Here is a 14,890-nt window from a genome sequence, read left to right as displayed (position 1 = left end):
TCGTGGCTCATGTGCCACTGGCCAGTCGTTGGATCAGTGTCGCGTATTCGCGTTCCAGGCGTTTGGGCGAAACCTTCTCGCGGGTGCCCAGTTCCTGGGCGAACTGCGAGACGCGGAATTCCTCGATGCGGTAGCGAAAGGCGAGGACGTCCGGGTGGTCCGGGGCGCGGGCGATCAGTTCCTGCGCCTGCTGCCACAGCGGCTCCACGGCGACGCGGCGGGCGCGGTCCTTGTCCGGGGCCTGGGTCAGGCGCTCCAGGCGCTTCTCGATCGCCTCGAGGTAGCGCGGCAGTTCCGGCAGGACATCATGCGGGATGCGCAGCAGGAAATCCGCCGGGACCAGCGCGTCCAGCTGCCCGCGGATGTCGCGCGCGGCCTCGATCCAGGACAGCGGCAGGTCGCCCTGCAACCGGGTGCGCAGGTCGTGCCAGCGGCGCAGGATCTCGGCGGTCAGGCGCGAGAGCTCCATTACGGTGGGCGAGAACGCCGGCAGGGATTCGTTGAGTCGTTGGGCGAACGCCTCGGCGTCGCGTGGCCAGGGCGCGGCCAGGAACACGCGGTCGGCGGCGGCCTCCAGGATCTGGTCGCGCAGGGTCTCGCAGCTGCCCAGCGTCGAGTAGTTCAGGCAGGCGCGTTCGATCTCCGGGAGCTGGCGGCGCAGATCGCGCGCGGTCTTGCGGCTGCCAAGCAGGAACAGCCGCCGCAGACCCGCGCGGTGGGCGCGTTCGGCCTTCGCTGGATCGGGTTCCAGCTCCAGCGAGACCGAATCGCCGCGATCGACCAGGATCGGGAAGGCACGCAGCTGTGCCCCCTGGTGGTCGAATTCGACGCTCTCCGGCAGCGCACCGAAATCCCACTCCGTGATGCCCTCGCGGGTGATCTCGTCCGGGCGGCTGGCATCGAAGTGGGCCTCGGCGCTCCCGCCCAGCCGTGCCTTGAGCGCGGGCAGGTCGCGGCCGCTGGTCTCTTCCTTCCCTTCCGGGTCGAGGATGCGAAAGCGCATCACCAGGTGCGGCTCCAGGGTCTCCGGGCGCCAGGCATCCAGCGGGATCTCGGTGCCGGTCATGGCGCGCAGGGCCTCGGCCAGTGTTGGGATCAGCGGGCCCTGGCGGTGTTCGATGCGGGCGAGCGCGGCGCGGGCGAAGTCCGGGGCGGGCACGAACTGGCGGCGCAGGGCCTTCGGCAGGCTCCGCAGCAGGGCGGTCACGCGATCCTCCAGCAGCCCCGGCACCAGCCAGTCGCCCAGCCAGTCGGGCACCGCGTTCAGCGCGGCGATGGGGATGGTGACGGTCACGCCGTCGTCCGGCTGGCCGGGTTCGAAGCGGTAGGCGAGTGGCAGGCGCAGGCCCTCGAGCTCCAGATGGTCGGGATAGGCGCCTTCCGGGAGCGTGGCCTCTGGCTCGTTCAGAAGCTCGGCGCGGTCGATCTTCAGGGCATCCGAGTCATTTTTTTCGGTCTTGCGCGCCCAGGTCTCGAAGCTCGTGCCGTCGGTGATCTCGGCCGGCAGGCGGGCGTCGTAGAAGTCGAACAGGCGCTCCTCTTCCACCAGCAGGTCGCGGCGGCGCCCGCGCGCCTCCTGTTCGGCGATCTCGGCCACTGCCTCGCGATTGGCGCGCACGCCGTTGGAGCGCGAGCGCAGTTCGCCGCCGACCAGGCCCTCGCGGATCAGGATACGCCGTGCCTCGGCCGGGTCGTGCTTGGCGAAGTCCACCGGCTTTTTCGGTGCCACGACCAGGCCGTACAGGGTGATGCGGTCGAATGCCCCGACGCGCCCGCTGCGGCCCTGGAAGTGCGGCTCGAAGATGTGGTGCTTCAGCAGATGCGGGGCGGCGGTCAGGATCCAGTCGGGCTCGATGCGGGCGTTGTCGCGGGCGTAGACGCGCGTGGTCTCGGCGATCTCCGCGCTCATTACCCAGGCCGGCTTCTTCTTCGCCAGCACCGAGCCGGGATGGATCTGGAAACGACGGTTGCGCGCACCCAGGTAGTCGCCGCGCTCGGTCTTCTGCCCGACCTGGCTGACCAGCCCGGTCAGCAGCGCGCGGTGCACCGCCTCGGCGTCCGCCGGCTGGTGGTTCGGGTGCAGGCCCATCTCGCGCGCCAGCCGCAACAGCTGCACGCGCAGTTCCTGCCATTCGCGCATGCGCAGGAAGTTCAGGAAGTGCTCGCGGCACCAGCGCTTCAGCGCACTGGACCCGAGATCCTCGCGGGCGGTGTGCCAGGCGTCCCACAACCTCAGCATGCCCATGAAGTCGGAGCCCTCGACCTGGAGCTCGCGATGGGCCTGGTCCGCCGCCTGGGTGGCCTCGGCCGGGCGCTCGCGCGGGTCCTGCAGAGACAGGGAGGCGGCGATGGTGGCCGTCTCGGTGACGCAGCCGTGGTCGGGGCCGGCCAGCAGCATCGCGGCGTGGCGCGGGTCGATGGGCATGCGCGCGAGCTGCCGCCCGCGCGGGGTGATCCGGCCACGGTCGTCTACCGCGCCCAGTTCCTCCAGCAGGTGGTAGCCGTCCTTGACCAGGCGCGGGTCGGGCGGGTCGAGGAACGGGAACTGGCGTGGCTGGCCGAGCTTGAGCGCGGCCATCTGCAGGATCACCGAGGCGAGGTTTGCGCGCTGGATCTCCGGGTCGGTGAAGGGTGGGCGCAGGTTGAAGTCGTCTTCCGCGAACAACCGGATGCAGATGCCGGGGCCCAGACGGCCGCAGCGCCCTGCGCGCTGGTCACAGGCGGCCTGCGAGATGGACTCCAGGCTCAGGCGCTGTACCCGCGAGCGCCAGGAGTAGCGCGAGATGCGCGCGAGCCCGGAGTCGATCACGAAGCGGATGCCGGGCACGGTCAGCGCAGTCTCGGCGACGTTGGTCGCGAGCACGATGCGGCGGCCGCTGTGTGACTGGAATACCCGCGACTGCTCGCGCGCGGACAGCCGCGCGTACAGCGCCAGGATTTCGGTATCCGCGCGGACCTGGCCGCGCAGGGCCTTGTGAGCGTCGCGGATCTCGCGCTCGCCGGGCAGGAACACCAGCACGTCGCCGGGCCCGGCGCGCTCGCACTCGGCCACCGCGTCGCGGATGCCGTCGAACAAGTCGCGTTCACCACGCCCCTGCTCGTCGCCCTCGTCGCCAGCATCCTCCTGCTCGATCGGGCGGTAGCGGAGCTCCACCGGGTAGGTGCGTCCGGCCACCGTCAGGATCGGGGCGTCGTCGAAGAACGCCGACAGCCGCTCGGGGTCCAGGGTGGCCGAGGTAATGATGATGCGCAGCTCGGGGCGCTTCTTCGACAGGCGCTTGAGCACGCCCATCAGGAAGTCGATGTTCAGGCTGCGCTCGTGGGCCTCGTCGACGATGATGGTGTCGTAGGCGCGCAGTTCCGGGTCATGCGCCATTTCCGCCAGCAGGATGCCGTCGGTCATCAGCTTGACCCAGTTGTTCGGCCCGGTCTGGTCGGAGAAGCGCACCTTGAAGCCGACCGTGGAGTCTCGATCGCCACCCAGAGTGGTGCCCAGTTCCTCGGCGATGCGGCTGGCCACCGAGCGCGCGGCGATCCGGCGCGGCTGGGTGTGCCCAATCAGCCCGGTCTCGCCGCGCCCGGCCTCCAGGCACAGCTTGGGCAGCTGGGTGGTCTTGCCGGAGCCGGTCTCGCCGCATAGAACCAACACCGGGTGCTCGCGGATGGCAGTGACGATCCGCTCGCGCTCGGCGTGGATCGGCAGGTCGCCGGCGTAGACGGGTTGTGGCCGCAGGCGGGCGCGCTCAGTGGTGCCGCCTTCAGTGCCGCTGCCTTCGGCGGTGGCCAGGCGCTCGGCGAGGGTGCTGGCCATGCGGTCGCACGGCTGCCCGCGTTTCTGGCGCTGGCGGGCCCGGCGCAGCAGGTCCGCGAGGTCCTTGCGTTCGCGGCCGGCGGCCAGCGCCTCGATGCGCGCCGCGAGGGCCTCCAGATCGGGAGCGGTGCCCGGCATGGTCTGTCTTAGCCCTGATAGCGCAGACGCAGGGCCTCGATGTTCTCCGTGCGCAGACGCTCCAGCGCCTGGCGCACGCGGTCCTCGTCACTGAACGGCCCCAGGTAGACGCGGTACCAGGTGTCGCCCTGGATCTGGACCTCGTGCACCTGTGGGTCCAGGCCAAGCAGGGCTAGCCGCGCCTTCATCTCGTCGGCCTGGGCAAAGCGGCGGAACGAGCCAGTCTGGAGGACCACCGGCTCGCCTTCGCTGGGCGATGCGGCCGGTGGCACGGCGGGGGCGGGCGCGTCGCGCTCGGACTCCGGCACCCGGATCTCGTCCTCGGGCAGTAGCTCGTAGTAGCGGAAGCGGGGCTCGTCGTCAGAGGGGACGGTGTCCCGCTCCACCGGTGCCGGGGTCGGGGCAGCGGTCTCGGTCGCCGGCTCGCCGAATAGCGCACCCAGATCCGGCGAGCGGTCGGCACCCTGCAGGTACAGCATGGCGGCAATCCCCAGGCCGATCAGCAGGCCAAGCAGCATCCACACCCAGCCAGGAATGGGCCGCGAGGCCCTGGCGGAGGTGGACTTGCGACGGGTCTTGCGCGCCTGGGCCATGGTTTACATCCGTTCCGGGGCGGTCACGCCCAGCAGGCGCAGGCCGTTGTGCAGTACCTGCTTTGCGCCGGTCAGCAGCGCGAGGCGCGCACTGATCACGTCGGCGTCCGGCGCATTCAGGAAGGGCACCGCGTTGTAGTACGCGTGGAAGCCGGCGGCCAACTCGCGCAGGTACTGGGCGATCTGGTGCGGCTCGCAGGCCTCTGCGGCGGCCGCGATCACCTCGGGGAAGCGATCCAGGCGATCCAGCAGGTCATCTTCCTGTGGTTCGGTCAGGCGCGTGCTGAGGCCCGCGGCGTCGGCCGCGGCCGGGGCATGCCCGCGCTCGGCGGCGGTGCGCAGCACGCTGGCGATGCGCGCGTGGGCGTACTGGATGTAGTACATCGGGTTGTCGTTGGACTGCGACTTGGCGAGATCCAGGTCGAAGTCCAGGTGCTGGTCGCAGCGCCGCTGCACATAGAAGAAGCGCGCGGCATCCGATCCGACCTCGTCGCGCAGTTCGCGCAGGGTCACGAACTGCCCGGCACGCGTGGACATCGGCAGGCGCTCGCCACCGCGATAGAGGATCGCGAACTGCACCAGCAGCACGTCGAGCTGATCGGGATTCAGGCCCAGGGCCTGTAGTGCGGCGCGCACACGAGCGACGTAGCCGTGATGGTCGGCGCCCCAGATGTTGATGACACGCTCGAAGCCGCGCTGGAATTTCTCGCGGTGGTAGGCGATGTCGGAGGCGAAGTAGGTGTAGTCGCCGTTCTCGCGGCGCACCACGCGGTCTTTGTCGTCGCCGTACTCGGTGGAGCGGAACCACAGGGCCCCGTCCTGCTCGTACAGCGCGCCGCGCCCCTGCAGATCCTCCACCGCGGCGTCGATCGCGCCGGAGTCGGCCAGGCTGCGCTCGGAGAACCAGCACTGGTATTCGACGCCGAACTCTCGCAGGTCGTCGCGGATGTCGTCGAGGATCGCATTCAGGCCGCAGTCGAATACCTCGCGGTAGAGCTCCGCGCCCAGCAGTTCTCGGGCGCGGGCGATCACCGCGTCGATGAAGATTTCCTTGTCGCCGCCGTCCGGCTCGTCCGCCGGAAGATCGCGGGTGACGGCCTCGGCCGGGCGCACGCCCTGTTCGCCGATCTGCGCGGTCAGGGTGTCGGCGACCGGGTAGATGTACTCGCCCTGGTAGCCGTTGGCCGGAAACGGCACCTGGACCCCGTGCTGCTCCAGGTAGCGAAGCCAGACGCTGGCGGCGAGGATGTTCATCTGCCGTCCGGCGTCGTTCACGTAGTACTCGCGGGTGACGTCGAAGCCGCAGAAATCCAGCAGGTCAGCGACAGTGGCGCCGAAGGCCGCGCCGCGGCCATGGCCGACATGCAGCGGCCCGGTGGGGTTGGCGGAGACGAACTCCACCTGAACCGGGCGCCCGCCACCGACGCTGGAGCGGCCGAAGTCGGCGCCCTGGGCGGCGACGCGACCCAGCACCAGCGTGCGGGCATCCGCGGCCAGGCGGAAATTGATGAAACCGGGGCCGGCGATCTCGGTGCCGGCGAGGCCGGGCACCTCGGGCATGGCGGCGCACAAGGCCTCGGCCAGATCGCGCGGCTTGGATTTCGCCGGACGCGCGAGTTGCATCGCCAGGTTGGCAGCGAAGTCGCCGTGTTCGCGGTCGCGGGCACGCGTGACCTGTACCTCGACACCGTGGTCGGCGGGTACGCGGCCATCGGCCACCAGGGTCTCCAGTGCGGCCGCGAGGGCCTCGGTCAGGGTGTCTTTCAAGAGGGACTCGATCCGTCGTGTAAAAAGGGCCGCATTCTAACCCGGAAGCGCTGGGCGTGCCGCCCCGGCGGCGCCTGCTCGAAGGGAATCGGGTAGCGGCTTACGCGAGCGAGACCGGGTCGATATCGATGGCGATGCGGGTGCCGCGCGGGAGGTCATCGGCCTGCCAGGCGTGGCGGGCGCGGGTCAGGCTCCGATGGAGGGGGCCGCGTTGGGTGGACTGCAGCAGGATCTGTTCGCGGAAGCGGCGATTGACGCGGTGGCGCGGCGCGGGGGCCGGGCCCAGCACACGCAGGCCTTCGGCAGCGGCGTTGCGCAGGTGGGTGGCGACGCGCTCGGCGTGGCGGCGGGTGGTCTCGGCATCGCCTGCCTCGACGCGGACCAGGGCCAGGTGGCCGTGGGGCGGCATCTCGGCGGCTGCGCGCTCCTCCAGCAGGGGCGCGACCATCGCCGGGTAGTCCGCGGCGTTCAGGCCGCGGATCAGGGGGTGGTCCGGGTGGCCAGTCTGCAGCAGGACGCGGCCGCCGCCGGAACCGCGTCCGGCGCGTCCGGCCGCCTGCACGATCAGCTGAAGGGTGTTCTCGGTGGCGCGCAGGTCAACGCTGAACAGGCCCTGATCGACGTCGATCACGCCGACCAGGCCGACCTGCGGGAAGTCGTGGCCCTTGGCCAGCATCTGGGTGCCCACGACGATGGCGGCATCCAGCTGGCGGATGCGGTCCAGTGCCTCCTCCAGCGCCCCCTTGTGGCGGATGCTGTCGCGGTCCAGGCGGATCAACGGGGTGGTCGGGAAGTGGCGGGCCAGGGCCTGTTCCAGGCGCTGGGTGCCGAGGCCGCGCTGCGCCAGGGCCTCGCCGCATTGCGGGCAGCGCTGGGGGCGCGGTTCCTGGTGGCCGCAGAGGTGACAGACGGCACGTGGATTGTGGGCATGGATGGTCAGGCGCGCGTCGCAGTCCGGGCATTCGGCGACCCAGCCGCAGGCGTCGCAGGCCAGCACGCGGGCAAAGCCGCGCCGGTTGAGCAGCAGGAAGCACTGGTGGCCGGCCGCGAGGGTCTGCTGCATGACATCCAGAAGCGGGGCGGTCAGGCCCTCGTCCGGGGTATGCACTCGAGTGTCGACGGTCTCGACGGTGGGCGGTTGAGAGCCGTCCGGGCGCGTGGCCAGGCGGGCGTGGGCATAGCGGCCGGTGGTCGCTGCATGCAGGGTCTCCAGGGTCGGCGTGGCCGAGCCCAGGACCACCGCGGCCTGTTCCAGCTGGCCGCGCTTGATGGCCAGGTCGCGGGCGTTGTAGCGAAAGCCGTCCTGCTGTTTGAAGGCGCTGTCGTGCTCCTCGTCGACGATGATCAGGCCGAGATCGGGCAGGGGCGTGAACAGCGCGGAACGGGTGCCGACCACGATGCGGCGTTGCCCCTGACGGGCGGCCTCCCAGGCGCGCAGGCGCTCGCCCTCGGCCAGTCCGGAGTGGAGTAGTGCGACCTGCCCGGGGAAGCGCTGCTGGATGCGCGCGCTCAGCTGAGGTGTCAGGGCGATCTCGGGGATCAGGAACAGGACCGCGCGGCCGCTTGCTAGCGCGCGTTCGGCCATTTGCAGGTAGACCTCGGTCTTGCCGCTGCCGGTCACGCCCTCCAGCAGCAGGGGTGCGCCGGGATCCGGGGTCAGGGCGTCCACCGCGGCGCGCTGCTCGGCGGTCAGGGTGTGGTCGCTGGTGTTCGGGGGTGGCGGGTGCGCCGGGTCGGGCGTGATCGCCTCCAGCCATCCGCGTTCCGCAAACCCGCGCAGTTCGCGCGGCGCCAGCTGCAACCCGGTGGTGGCGGCCAGGGTGGCGCGATCCAGGGCCGGTAGAGTGTGCGGTGTGGGTTGCGGGTCGGCCAGGGCGCGGAGGACGGCCTGCTGGCGTCGCCCGCGGGCGTCACCGTCGGCCAGTGCCCGGCCGCCCTCGGGTGTCAGCCGCCACAGCGTCTCCGGGGTCAGAGCGGGCAGCGGGTCGCCGTGGCGCAGGGCCGGCGGGAGGGCCCCCAGCAGGGCCTCGCCAAGGGGGTGGTGGTAGTAGCGCGCCCCGAACTGCAGAAGCTCCAGCAGGTGGGGGCCCAGGAGCGGTTCCGCCTCCGGTGCTGCCTGGATCGGACGCAGGCGGCCGGGCGGCACCTCGCTGGTGGCTGCCAGCTCGACCACGACCCCGATGGTCGACCCGCGTCCGAAGGGCACGCGAACCCGCTGGCCGGGCGCAAGCGCCAGGTCCTCGGGGATGCGGTAATCGAACAGCCGGTCCAGGGGGCGATCCAGCGCGATGCGGGCGATTCGGGGCGCGGCAGGCATGCGCACAGTCTACTGCGTCGGGTCCCGGGGAGGGGGAGTGGGTGGTAGCACTGCGGGTAGCGGTGTTATCCACAGAAGCTGTGGATAACACTGTGGGTGAATCGGTATGAACACCCCTAAATGCTTGTTACTGCTGGAGCCTGCTTGGATTGGACAAATATCGACCACATCCATTTTTAATCGGTAAAACAGTGAGTTACGATAGCTATATGAAACCGCGTACGCGCTGTGTGTGCTAACCGACGCCTGACCCCGGCCCTTGTGGGTAGTCTGTACAGGAAGCGTACAGATTTCCGGGTTCAATCCTGGCCCCAGGGGGCGAACAACAAAAAACCCGGCACCGCAAAACGGTGACCGGGTTTGGGTTGCGGGGCCCGGTGTCCGGGCCCCGCGAGTGGGGCAGGCCGACTAGCCGAGGGCCTTCACCGATGCCACCAGTTCGGCGGCCACCTTCTGGCCGTCGCCGTACAGCATCTGGTTGTTGTCGGCATAGAACAGGTGGTTCTCGATGCCCGAGAAACCGGAGCCCTTGCCGCGCTTCACGCAGATGACGTTGTGCGCCTGGTCCGCGTTCAGGATCGGCATGCCGTAGATCGGCGAGTCCGGATTGGTCCGGGCCACCGGGTTCACGACGTCGTTGGCGCCGATTACCATGGCGACATCCGCGGTCTTGAACTCCTCGTTGATCTCGTCGAGGTCGAAGATAATGTCGTAGGGCACGCCGGCCTCGGCCAGCAGGACGTTCATGTGCCCGGGCATGCGGCCCGCGACCGGGTGGATCGCGAACTTCACGTCCACGCCGCGCTTCTGCAGCAGCTGGGTGAATTCCCAGACCTTGTGCTGCGCCTGCGCCACGGCCATGCCGTAGCCCGGCACGATGATCACCTTCTCGGCAAAGGCCATCATGATCCCGGCGTCGTTGGCCTGGACCTCCTTCATGGTGCCCTCGATCGCTTCCTCGGCACCCCCGCCGCCGCCACCGAACTGGCTGAACAGGATGTTACTGATCGGGCGGTTCATCGCCTTGGCCATCAGCTGGGTCAGCAGCGTACCGGCCGCGCCGACGACGATGCCGGCGATCATCAGTGCCGGGTTGTCGAGCACGATCCCCTTCAGGCCGACTGCCAGGCCGGTCAGGGCGTTGTACAGCGAGATGACCACCGGCATGTCGGCGCCGCCGATCGGCAGGGTCATCAGGATGCCGAAGGCCAGCGACAGGATGAAGAACAGCAGCAGCGTGGCCGAGCCGATCTCGCCGCCACCGGTCGCCAGCATGAAGCCGAGGATCACGGTGATGGCGAAGATGGCGATGTTCGCCACCTGCTGGCCCGGGAAGTGGAAGGTCTTCTTCATCAGGCCCTGCAGCTTGGCGTAGGCCACCAGCGAGCCGGAGAAGGCCACCGAACCGATCAGTGAGCCGGTGGTGGCGATCGCGAGACCCGTATTGGTGACGCTTTCCGGGCTGGCCTGCAGGAGGTAGATCGCGCCGATGCCGGCCGCGGCGCCGCCGCCCATGCCGTTGTACAGCGCGATCATCTGCGGCATGTCGGTCATCGCGACCTTCTTGCCACTCCACCAGGCCAGACCGCCACCGATGACGATACCCAGGACGATCAGGGTGTAGTTCACGCGCCCGGAGACCTCCGGGTGCACGAAGGTCACGACCGTGGCGAGCACCATGCCCACGCCGGCCCACATGATCCCCGGCCGCGCGGTGGTCGGCGAGGACATCTGCTTGAGGCCGACGATGAACAGGACCGCCGCCGCAAAGTAGGCGAGGTTGATAATCAGGCTCATGCGTTATCTCCCTTCTTGTCGTCCTTCTTGCTGGTCTTGAACATCTCCAGCATGCGTTCGGTGACGACATAGCCACCCACGGCGTTGCCGGCGGCCAGGATGACGGCGACAAAGCCGATCGCCTGTTCCAGCGGGGTCGTGGCTTGGCCGAGTGCGACCATGGTCCCGACCAGCACAATGCCGTGGACGAAGTTGGAACCGGACATCAGCGGGGTGTGCAGGATGACCGGGACCTTGGAGATGATCTCGTAGCCGGTGAAGGCTGCGAGCATGAAGATGTACAGCGCGATAAAGCCTTCGATGGTCATGATTGCGCTCCCTTCAGGGCCTCGCGGGTGGCCTCGTGCACGATCTCGCCGTCGCGGGTCAGCACGCTCTTGGCGATGACCTCGTCATCCCAGTCGGGCTGGAATTCGCCGCCCTCGGCGATCATCGGCGTGAGGAAATTCAGCAGGTTCTTGGCATACATCTCGGAGGCATGCAGCGGGACCTGCGAGGGCACGTTCAACGGGGCATGAATGATCACGCCCTTGTGGTCGTGGGTCTCGCCGGGCTTGCTCAGCTCGCAGTTGCCGCCACCCTCGGCCGCCAGGTCGATGATGACGGCACCCGGCTTCATGCCCTCGACCATGGTCTTGGGGATCAGCTTGGGCGCGGCGCGACCCGGGATCGCGGCGGTAGTGATCAGCACGTCGGCCTTGGCGATGTACTCGCCCAGCGCGTCCTGCTGCTGCTTTTTCTCTTCCGCGGTGAGTTCGCGGGCGTAGCCGCCCTCGCCTTCGGCGGAGACGCCGAGATCGAGGAACTTCGCACCCAGCGATTCGACCTGCTCCTTGGTGGCGGAGCGCACGTCATAGGCCTCGACCATCGCGCCCAGGCGCTTGGCCGTGGCGATCGCCTGCAGCCCAGCCACGCCAGCGCCGATCACGATCACCTTGGCCGGGCGGATGGTGCCGGCCGCGGTGGTCAGCATCGGGAAGAAACGGCAGGAAAGATCGGAACCCATGATGGCGCCCTTGTAGCCGACCACGGCCGCCTGCGAGGACAGCACGTCCATGCTCTGGGCGCGCGAGATGCGCGGGATCAGCTCCATCGCGAAGCTCAGGATCTTGCGCTCCTGCATCGCCTTGACCACGTCCGGGTTACGGTGGGCATGGAACAGGCTGACCACGGTCGAGCCTTCCGGCAGCTGGTTGACCTCCTCGACCGTCGGCGGTGCCACGCGGACCATCAGGTCCGACTGGCCGTAGGCGGTTTCGGTGTCGACCACGGAGGCCTTCTCGTAGGCCGCGTCCGGGAAATGGGCCTCGGAACCGGCACCTTTTTCCAGCTGCACCGTGACGCCCATATCGCTGAACTTGGCCGCTACCGACGGATCCAGGGCCACGCGGCGCTCGCCACTGGCGGATTCCTTGGGAACGGATAATTTGATTGCCATGCGCTCTCTCCCCGGGCCAAGCGTTCCCGTATTCCCTATGGGACGATCAGCCGCGCTCGCGGGTGGTGAAATCGGATGCGGCACGCGTGATTCGAGCGTGCCGCACAAAAAACGACCCGCGAGTGTAGCGGATCCGGCCTCGTGCTTAAACCGTGTCCACGCTCATTGCAGGGGCCGTCAAGTCGGGCGAGCTTACGATACCGCGAGTCATGGTGTTGTAATTGCTTTGTTCCTGAAGGCTGTTTATTGTTTTTCGGGTATCGAAGGCGGCATGGATTTGCTCACCCGTACGCCGCGTGAGCAAATCCGTGTTTCCTTGAGACGGGACGGGGTCATGTTGCCGAATGAGCATCAGGTCCTGCGCACGGATGCCGCGGGCATGCCGCTGGAGTGGATCGGCCTGGAGCAGGCCGTGCGCCTCTATTACACCGAGCAGGTGGCCTACACCTGTGGCAGCCCGCTTTATCGCATGCGCGGCGGCATCAACGCGCGCACCGGGTTGCAGTCGCGGGTCGAGGTCAACTCGATCATCGCCACCCACGGCACCCGCCAGTCCCGCTTCAACGACTACATCCCCCCGCTCAACAACACCACGCTGTTCCGCCGCGATGCCCATCTTTGCCTCTACTGCGGTCATTCGTTCCTCGAGCGCGATCTGTCGCGCGATCACGTGACCCCAATCAGTCAGGATGGCGAGGACACCTGGACCAACGTGGTCACCGCCTGCAAGCGCTGCAACAACCACAAGGCCGGGTTCACGCCGGAAGAGGCCGGGATGCAGTTGCTTGCCATCCCGTTCACGCCCACCCACGCGGAATATATCTTCCTCAAGGGCAAGCGCGTGCTGGCCGACCAGATGGAGTTCCTGCAGGCGCACTTCCCGCGCACCAGCCCCCTGCGTGGCCGCCTCGGTTGATCCGGACCTGCCGCGCGCCAGATCGCACTACCGCGGTATCCTTCCCCGAACTTGATTCGGTGCTGAACCAAAGCGACAAACGGTGACTCCGACAGGAAGTCACCGCCCCCCATGCCTGCAAGGAGCCCCATGAAGTACTTCGGAGAAGCGGATTATCGCCACGGCCAGGCGCGCGGCGTCGGCGTATTGCTGACCAACCTGGGGACGCCGGACGAACCCACCGCGCCCGCCTTGCGGCGCTACCTGAAGGAATTCCTCTGGGACCCGCGCGTGGTCGAGGTCCCGCGCCCCATCTGGTGGCTGATCCTGAATGGCGTGATCCTGAACATCCGCCCCAAGCGCTCGGCGGCGAAATACGCAACCGTGTGGACCGACGAGGGCTCGCCGCTGCTGGCGATCTCGAAACGCCAGGCGGAGGGCGTGCGCCAGCGTCTGGCCGAACAGATCGGAGAGGATGTCCCGGTCGCACTCGGCATGCGCTACGGCAACCCGTCCATTGAATCCGGGCTGGACGAACTGCGCCGCCAGGGCGTGCGGCGTGTGGTCGTCCTGCCGCTGTACCCTCAGTACTCGGCCAGCACCAATGGCTCCACCTTCGATGCCGTGGCCGACGTGCTCAAGGGCTGGCGCTGGGTGCCGGATCTGCAGTTCATCGCCGCCTATGACGCCCAGCCCGGCTACATCGAGGCCCTGGCCAGCAGCGTGCGCGAGCACTGGCAGGCGCATGGTCAGGCCGATCGCCTGATGATGTCTTTCCACGGTATCCCCAAGCGCTACCTGCTGCAGGGCGACCCCTACCACTGCCTGTGCCACGCCACCGGGCACAAGCTCGCGCAGGCGCTGGGGCTGAACGATGACCAGTGGCAGGTCACCTTCCAGTCGCGCTTCGGTCGCGAGGAGTGGCTGCAGCCCTACACCGACAAGACGCTGGAGGCCTTGCCGGGGCAGGGCGTGCGCTCGGTGGATGTGATCTGCCCTGGTTTTTCGGCGGATTGCCTGGAGACCATTGAGGAGATCGGCGACGAGAACCGCGAGATCTTCACCGAGGCCGGAGGCGAGCGCTTCCACTACATCCCGGCGCTGAACGACCGCGCCGATCACCTCGACTTCCTGACCGGGCTGCTGCAGCAGCATCTGGCGCCATGGCTCAATGATCCGGACAACGCCCCCGAGGCGCGTGCGGCCGCCCGCGAGCGCGCGCTGGCCATGGGCGCCAAGCAGTAGATCGGCGATGGATCGACCCGCGATGGACGGCCGGGGATCGAACACAATTGAGATCGGCGCCGTGATCATCGGCGACGAGCTCCTGAGCGGGAAGCGCCGCGATCGCCACCAGGGCCACCTGACCGAGGCGCTGGCGCAAAAGGGGCTCGAACTCGCGTGGATCCGTATCGTGGGCGATAACGCCCGCCTGCTGACGCAGACCTTCCGCGAAACCCTGGCGAGCGGCGCCGAGGTGTTCAGCTTCGGCGGCATTGGCGCGACCCCGGATGACCGCACCCGCGCCTGCCTGGCCGAGGCGCTGGGCCGCCCGCTGGCGCCCCATCCCGAGTTCATGGCCATCCTCGAGCAACGCTTTGGCGCGGACGCCTGGCCCCACCGCGTACGGATGGCCGAGCTCCCCGAGGGCGCCAGCCTGATCCCCAACCCGGTCAACGGTATCCCCGGGTTTAGTTGCCAGCAGCACCACTGCGTACCCGGTTTCCCGGCCATGGCCGAGCCCATGGCCCGCTGGGTCCTGGAGCAGCGCTTCCCCGACCGCGACGCGGCGGCGGGCGCCGTGGAAGAGGTCCTGCGCCTGGAGAATGTCACCGAGAGCCGCCTGGTCCCGGTGCTCGAGGCCATGGAGGCCGCATTCCCCGACCTGCGCATCTCCTGCCTCCCGCGCATGGACCGCCATGCGCCGCAGGTCGAGCTGGGCCTGCGCGGCCCCCGCGCCCGCGTCACCGAGGCCCAGGCCGCCCTGCGCCAGCACCTGATCGCTGGCGGTTTTCTGACGCACTAAGGGTCGTTGGCCCATGGCGATGCAAAGCCCTTGCGCATTCCGGCGTTCCCGGTATATATCCTGTGGGGAGATGCTGATATAGGTGTCTGCCTGGCAGGCGCCCGCCTG

Annotated in this window: 10 protein-coding genes; 3 read left to right on the top strand and 7 right to left on the bottom strand. The window is 68.6% G+C overall.

Translation table 11 applies throughout. The features are described 5' to 3' along the window. Positions 1 to 7: 7 nt before the first annotated feature. The 7 genes from hrpA to D578_RS0106335 form a co-directional block, all read right to left on the bottom strand. Positions 8 to 3,949: an ATP-dependent RNA helicase HrpA gene (gene hrpA / locus D578_RS0106365; RefSeq protein ID WP_018949136.1), complete on the bottom strand. Its 3,942-nt coding sequence runs from the start codon at positions 3,947 to 3,949 to the stop codon at positions 8 to 10. An 8-nt stretch (positions 3,950 to 3,957) separates the two neighbouring features. Continuing rightward, the gene (locus D578_RS0106360; protein WP_018949135.1) at positions 3,958 to 4,542 is read right to left on the bottom strand and encodes an SPOR domain-containing protein; all 585 of its coding nucleotides are present in this window, start codon (positions 4,540 to 4,542) and stop codon (positions 3,958 to 3,960) included. A gap of 3 nt (positions 4,543 to 4,545) precedes the next feature. Beyond that, positions 4,546 to 6,309 carry an arginine--tRNA ligase gene (gene argS, locus D578_RS0106355; RefSeq protein ID WP_018949134.1) on the bottom strand — a complete coding sequence of 588 codons (1,764 nt, stop codon included), beginning with the start codon at positions 6,307 to 6,309 and terminating at the stop codon, positions 4,546 to 4,548. 100 nt (positions 6,310 to 6,409) lie between these two features. Further along, positions 6,410 to 8,626, bottom strand: coding sequence for a primosomal protein N' (locus tag D578_RS0106350; RefSeq protein WP_018949133.1), 2,217 nt, complete (start codon positions 8,624 to 8,626; stop codon positions 6,410 to 6,412). Positions 8,627 to 9,034: 408 nt separating this feature from the next. After that, the gene (locus D578_RS0106345; RefSeq protein WP_018949132.1) at positions 9,035 to 10,423 is read right to left on the bottom strand and encodes an NAD(P)(+) transhydrogenase (Re/Si-specific) subunit beta; all 1,389 of its coding nucleotides are present in this window, start codon (positions 10,421 to 10,423) and stop codon (positions 9,035 to 9,037) included. Further along, on the bottom strand, positions 10,420 to 10,731 hold the full coding sequence (locus D578_RS0106340) for an NAD(P) transhydrogenase subunit alpha (RefSeq protein WP_018949131.1): 312 nt from the start codon (positions 10,729 to 10,731) through the stop codon (positions 10,420 to 10,422). The genes D578_RS0106345 and D578_RS0106340 overlap by 4 nt, the downstream gene beginning before the upstream one ends. Next, the gene (locus tag D578_RS0106335; protein ID WP_018949130.1) at positions 10,728 to 11,861 is read right to left on the bottom strand and encodes an NAD(P) transhydrogenase subunit alpha; all 1,134 of its coding nucleotides are present in this window, start codon (positions 11,859 to 11,861) and stop codon (positions 10,728 to 10,730) included. The genes D578_RS0106340 and D578_RS0106335 overlap by 4 nt, the downstream gene beginning before the upstream one ends. Before the next feature lie 334 nt (positions 11,862 to 12,195). On the opposite strand from D578_RS0106335, the gene D578_RS0106330 reads away from it, so the two are divergent. The 3 genes from D578_RS0106330 (at position 12,196) to D578_RS0106320 (ending at position 14,782) form a co-directional block, all read left to right on the top strand. Further along, on the top strand, positions 12,196 to 12,777 hold the full coding sequence (locus D578_RS0106330; protein WP_018949129.1) for an HNH endonuclease: 582 nt from the start codon (positions 12,196 to 12,198) through the stop codon (positions 12,775 to 12,777). A 129-nt stretch (positions 12,778 to 12,906) separates the two neighbouring features. Continuing rightward, on the top strand, positions 12,907 to 14,001 hold the full coding sequence (hemH, locus tag D578_RS0106325) for a ferrochelatase (RefSeq protein ID WP_018949128.1): 1,095 nt from the start codon (positions 12,907 to 12,909) through the stop codon (positions 13,999 to 14,001). A gap of 22 nt (positions 14,002 to 14,023) precedes the next feature. Next, positions 14,024 to 14,782, top strand: coding sequence for a molybdopterin-binding protein (locus tag D578_RS0106320; protein WP_018949127.1), 759 nt, complete (start codon positions 14,024 to 14,026; stop codon positions 14,780 to 14,782). Positions 14,783 to 14,890 lie beyond the last annotated feature (108 nt).

The sequence above is a fragment of the Thioalkalivibrio sp. ALMg11 genome (genome assembly GCF_000377905.1).
GTDB lineage: Bacteria > Pseudomonadota > Gammaproteobacteria > Ectothiorhodospirales > Ectothiorhodospiraceae > Thioalkalivibrio.
This window is presented reverse-complemented; position numbering and strand designations above follow the sequence as displayed.

Excerpts from the sequence above, each read along its gene's own strand:
- hrpA (WP_018949136.1), bottom strand. The coding sequence starts at position 3,949 with ATGCCGGGCACCGCTCCCGATCTGGAGGCCCTCGCGGCGCGCATCGAG.
- D578_RS0106360 (WP_018949135.1), bottom strand. The coding sequence starts at position 4,542 with ATGGCCCAGGCGCGCAAGACCCGTCGCAAGTCCACCTCCGCCAGGGCC.
- D578_RS0106350 (WP_018949133.1), bottom strand. The coding sequence starts at position 8,626 with ATGCCTGCCGCGCCCCGAATCGCCCGCATCGCGCTGGATCGCCCCCTG.
- D578_RS0106345 (WP_018949132.1), bottom strand. The coding sequence starts at position 10,423 with ATGAGCCTGATTATCAACCTCGCCTACTTTGCGGCGGCGGTCCTGTTC.
- D578_RS0106340 (WP_018949131.1), bottom strand. The coding sequence starts at position 10,731 with ATGACCATCGAAGGCTTTATCGCGCTGTACATCTTCATGCTCGCAGCC.
- D578_RS0106335 (WP_018949130.1), bottom strand. The coding sequence starts at position 11,861 with ATGGCAATCAAATTATCCGTTCCCAAGGAATCCGCCAGTGGCGAGCGC.
- D578_RS0106330 (WP_018949129.1), top strand. The coding sequence starts at position 12,196 with ATGTTGCCGAATGAGCATCAGGTCCTGCGCACGGATGCCGCGGGCATG.
- hemH (WP_018949128.1), top strand. The coding sequence starts at position 12,907 with ATGAAGTACTTCGGAGAAGCGGATTATCGCCACGGCCAGGCGCGCGGC.
- D578_RS0106320 (WP_018949127.1), top strand. The coding sequence starts at position 14,024 with ATGGACGGCCGGGGATCGAACACAATTGAGATCGGCGCCGTGATCATC.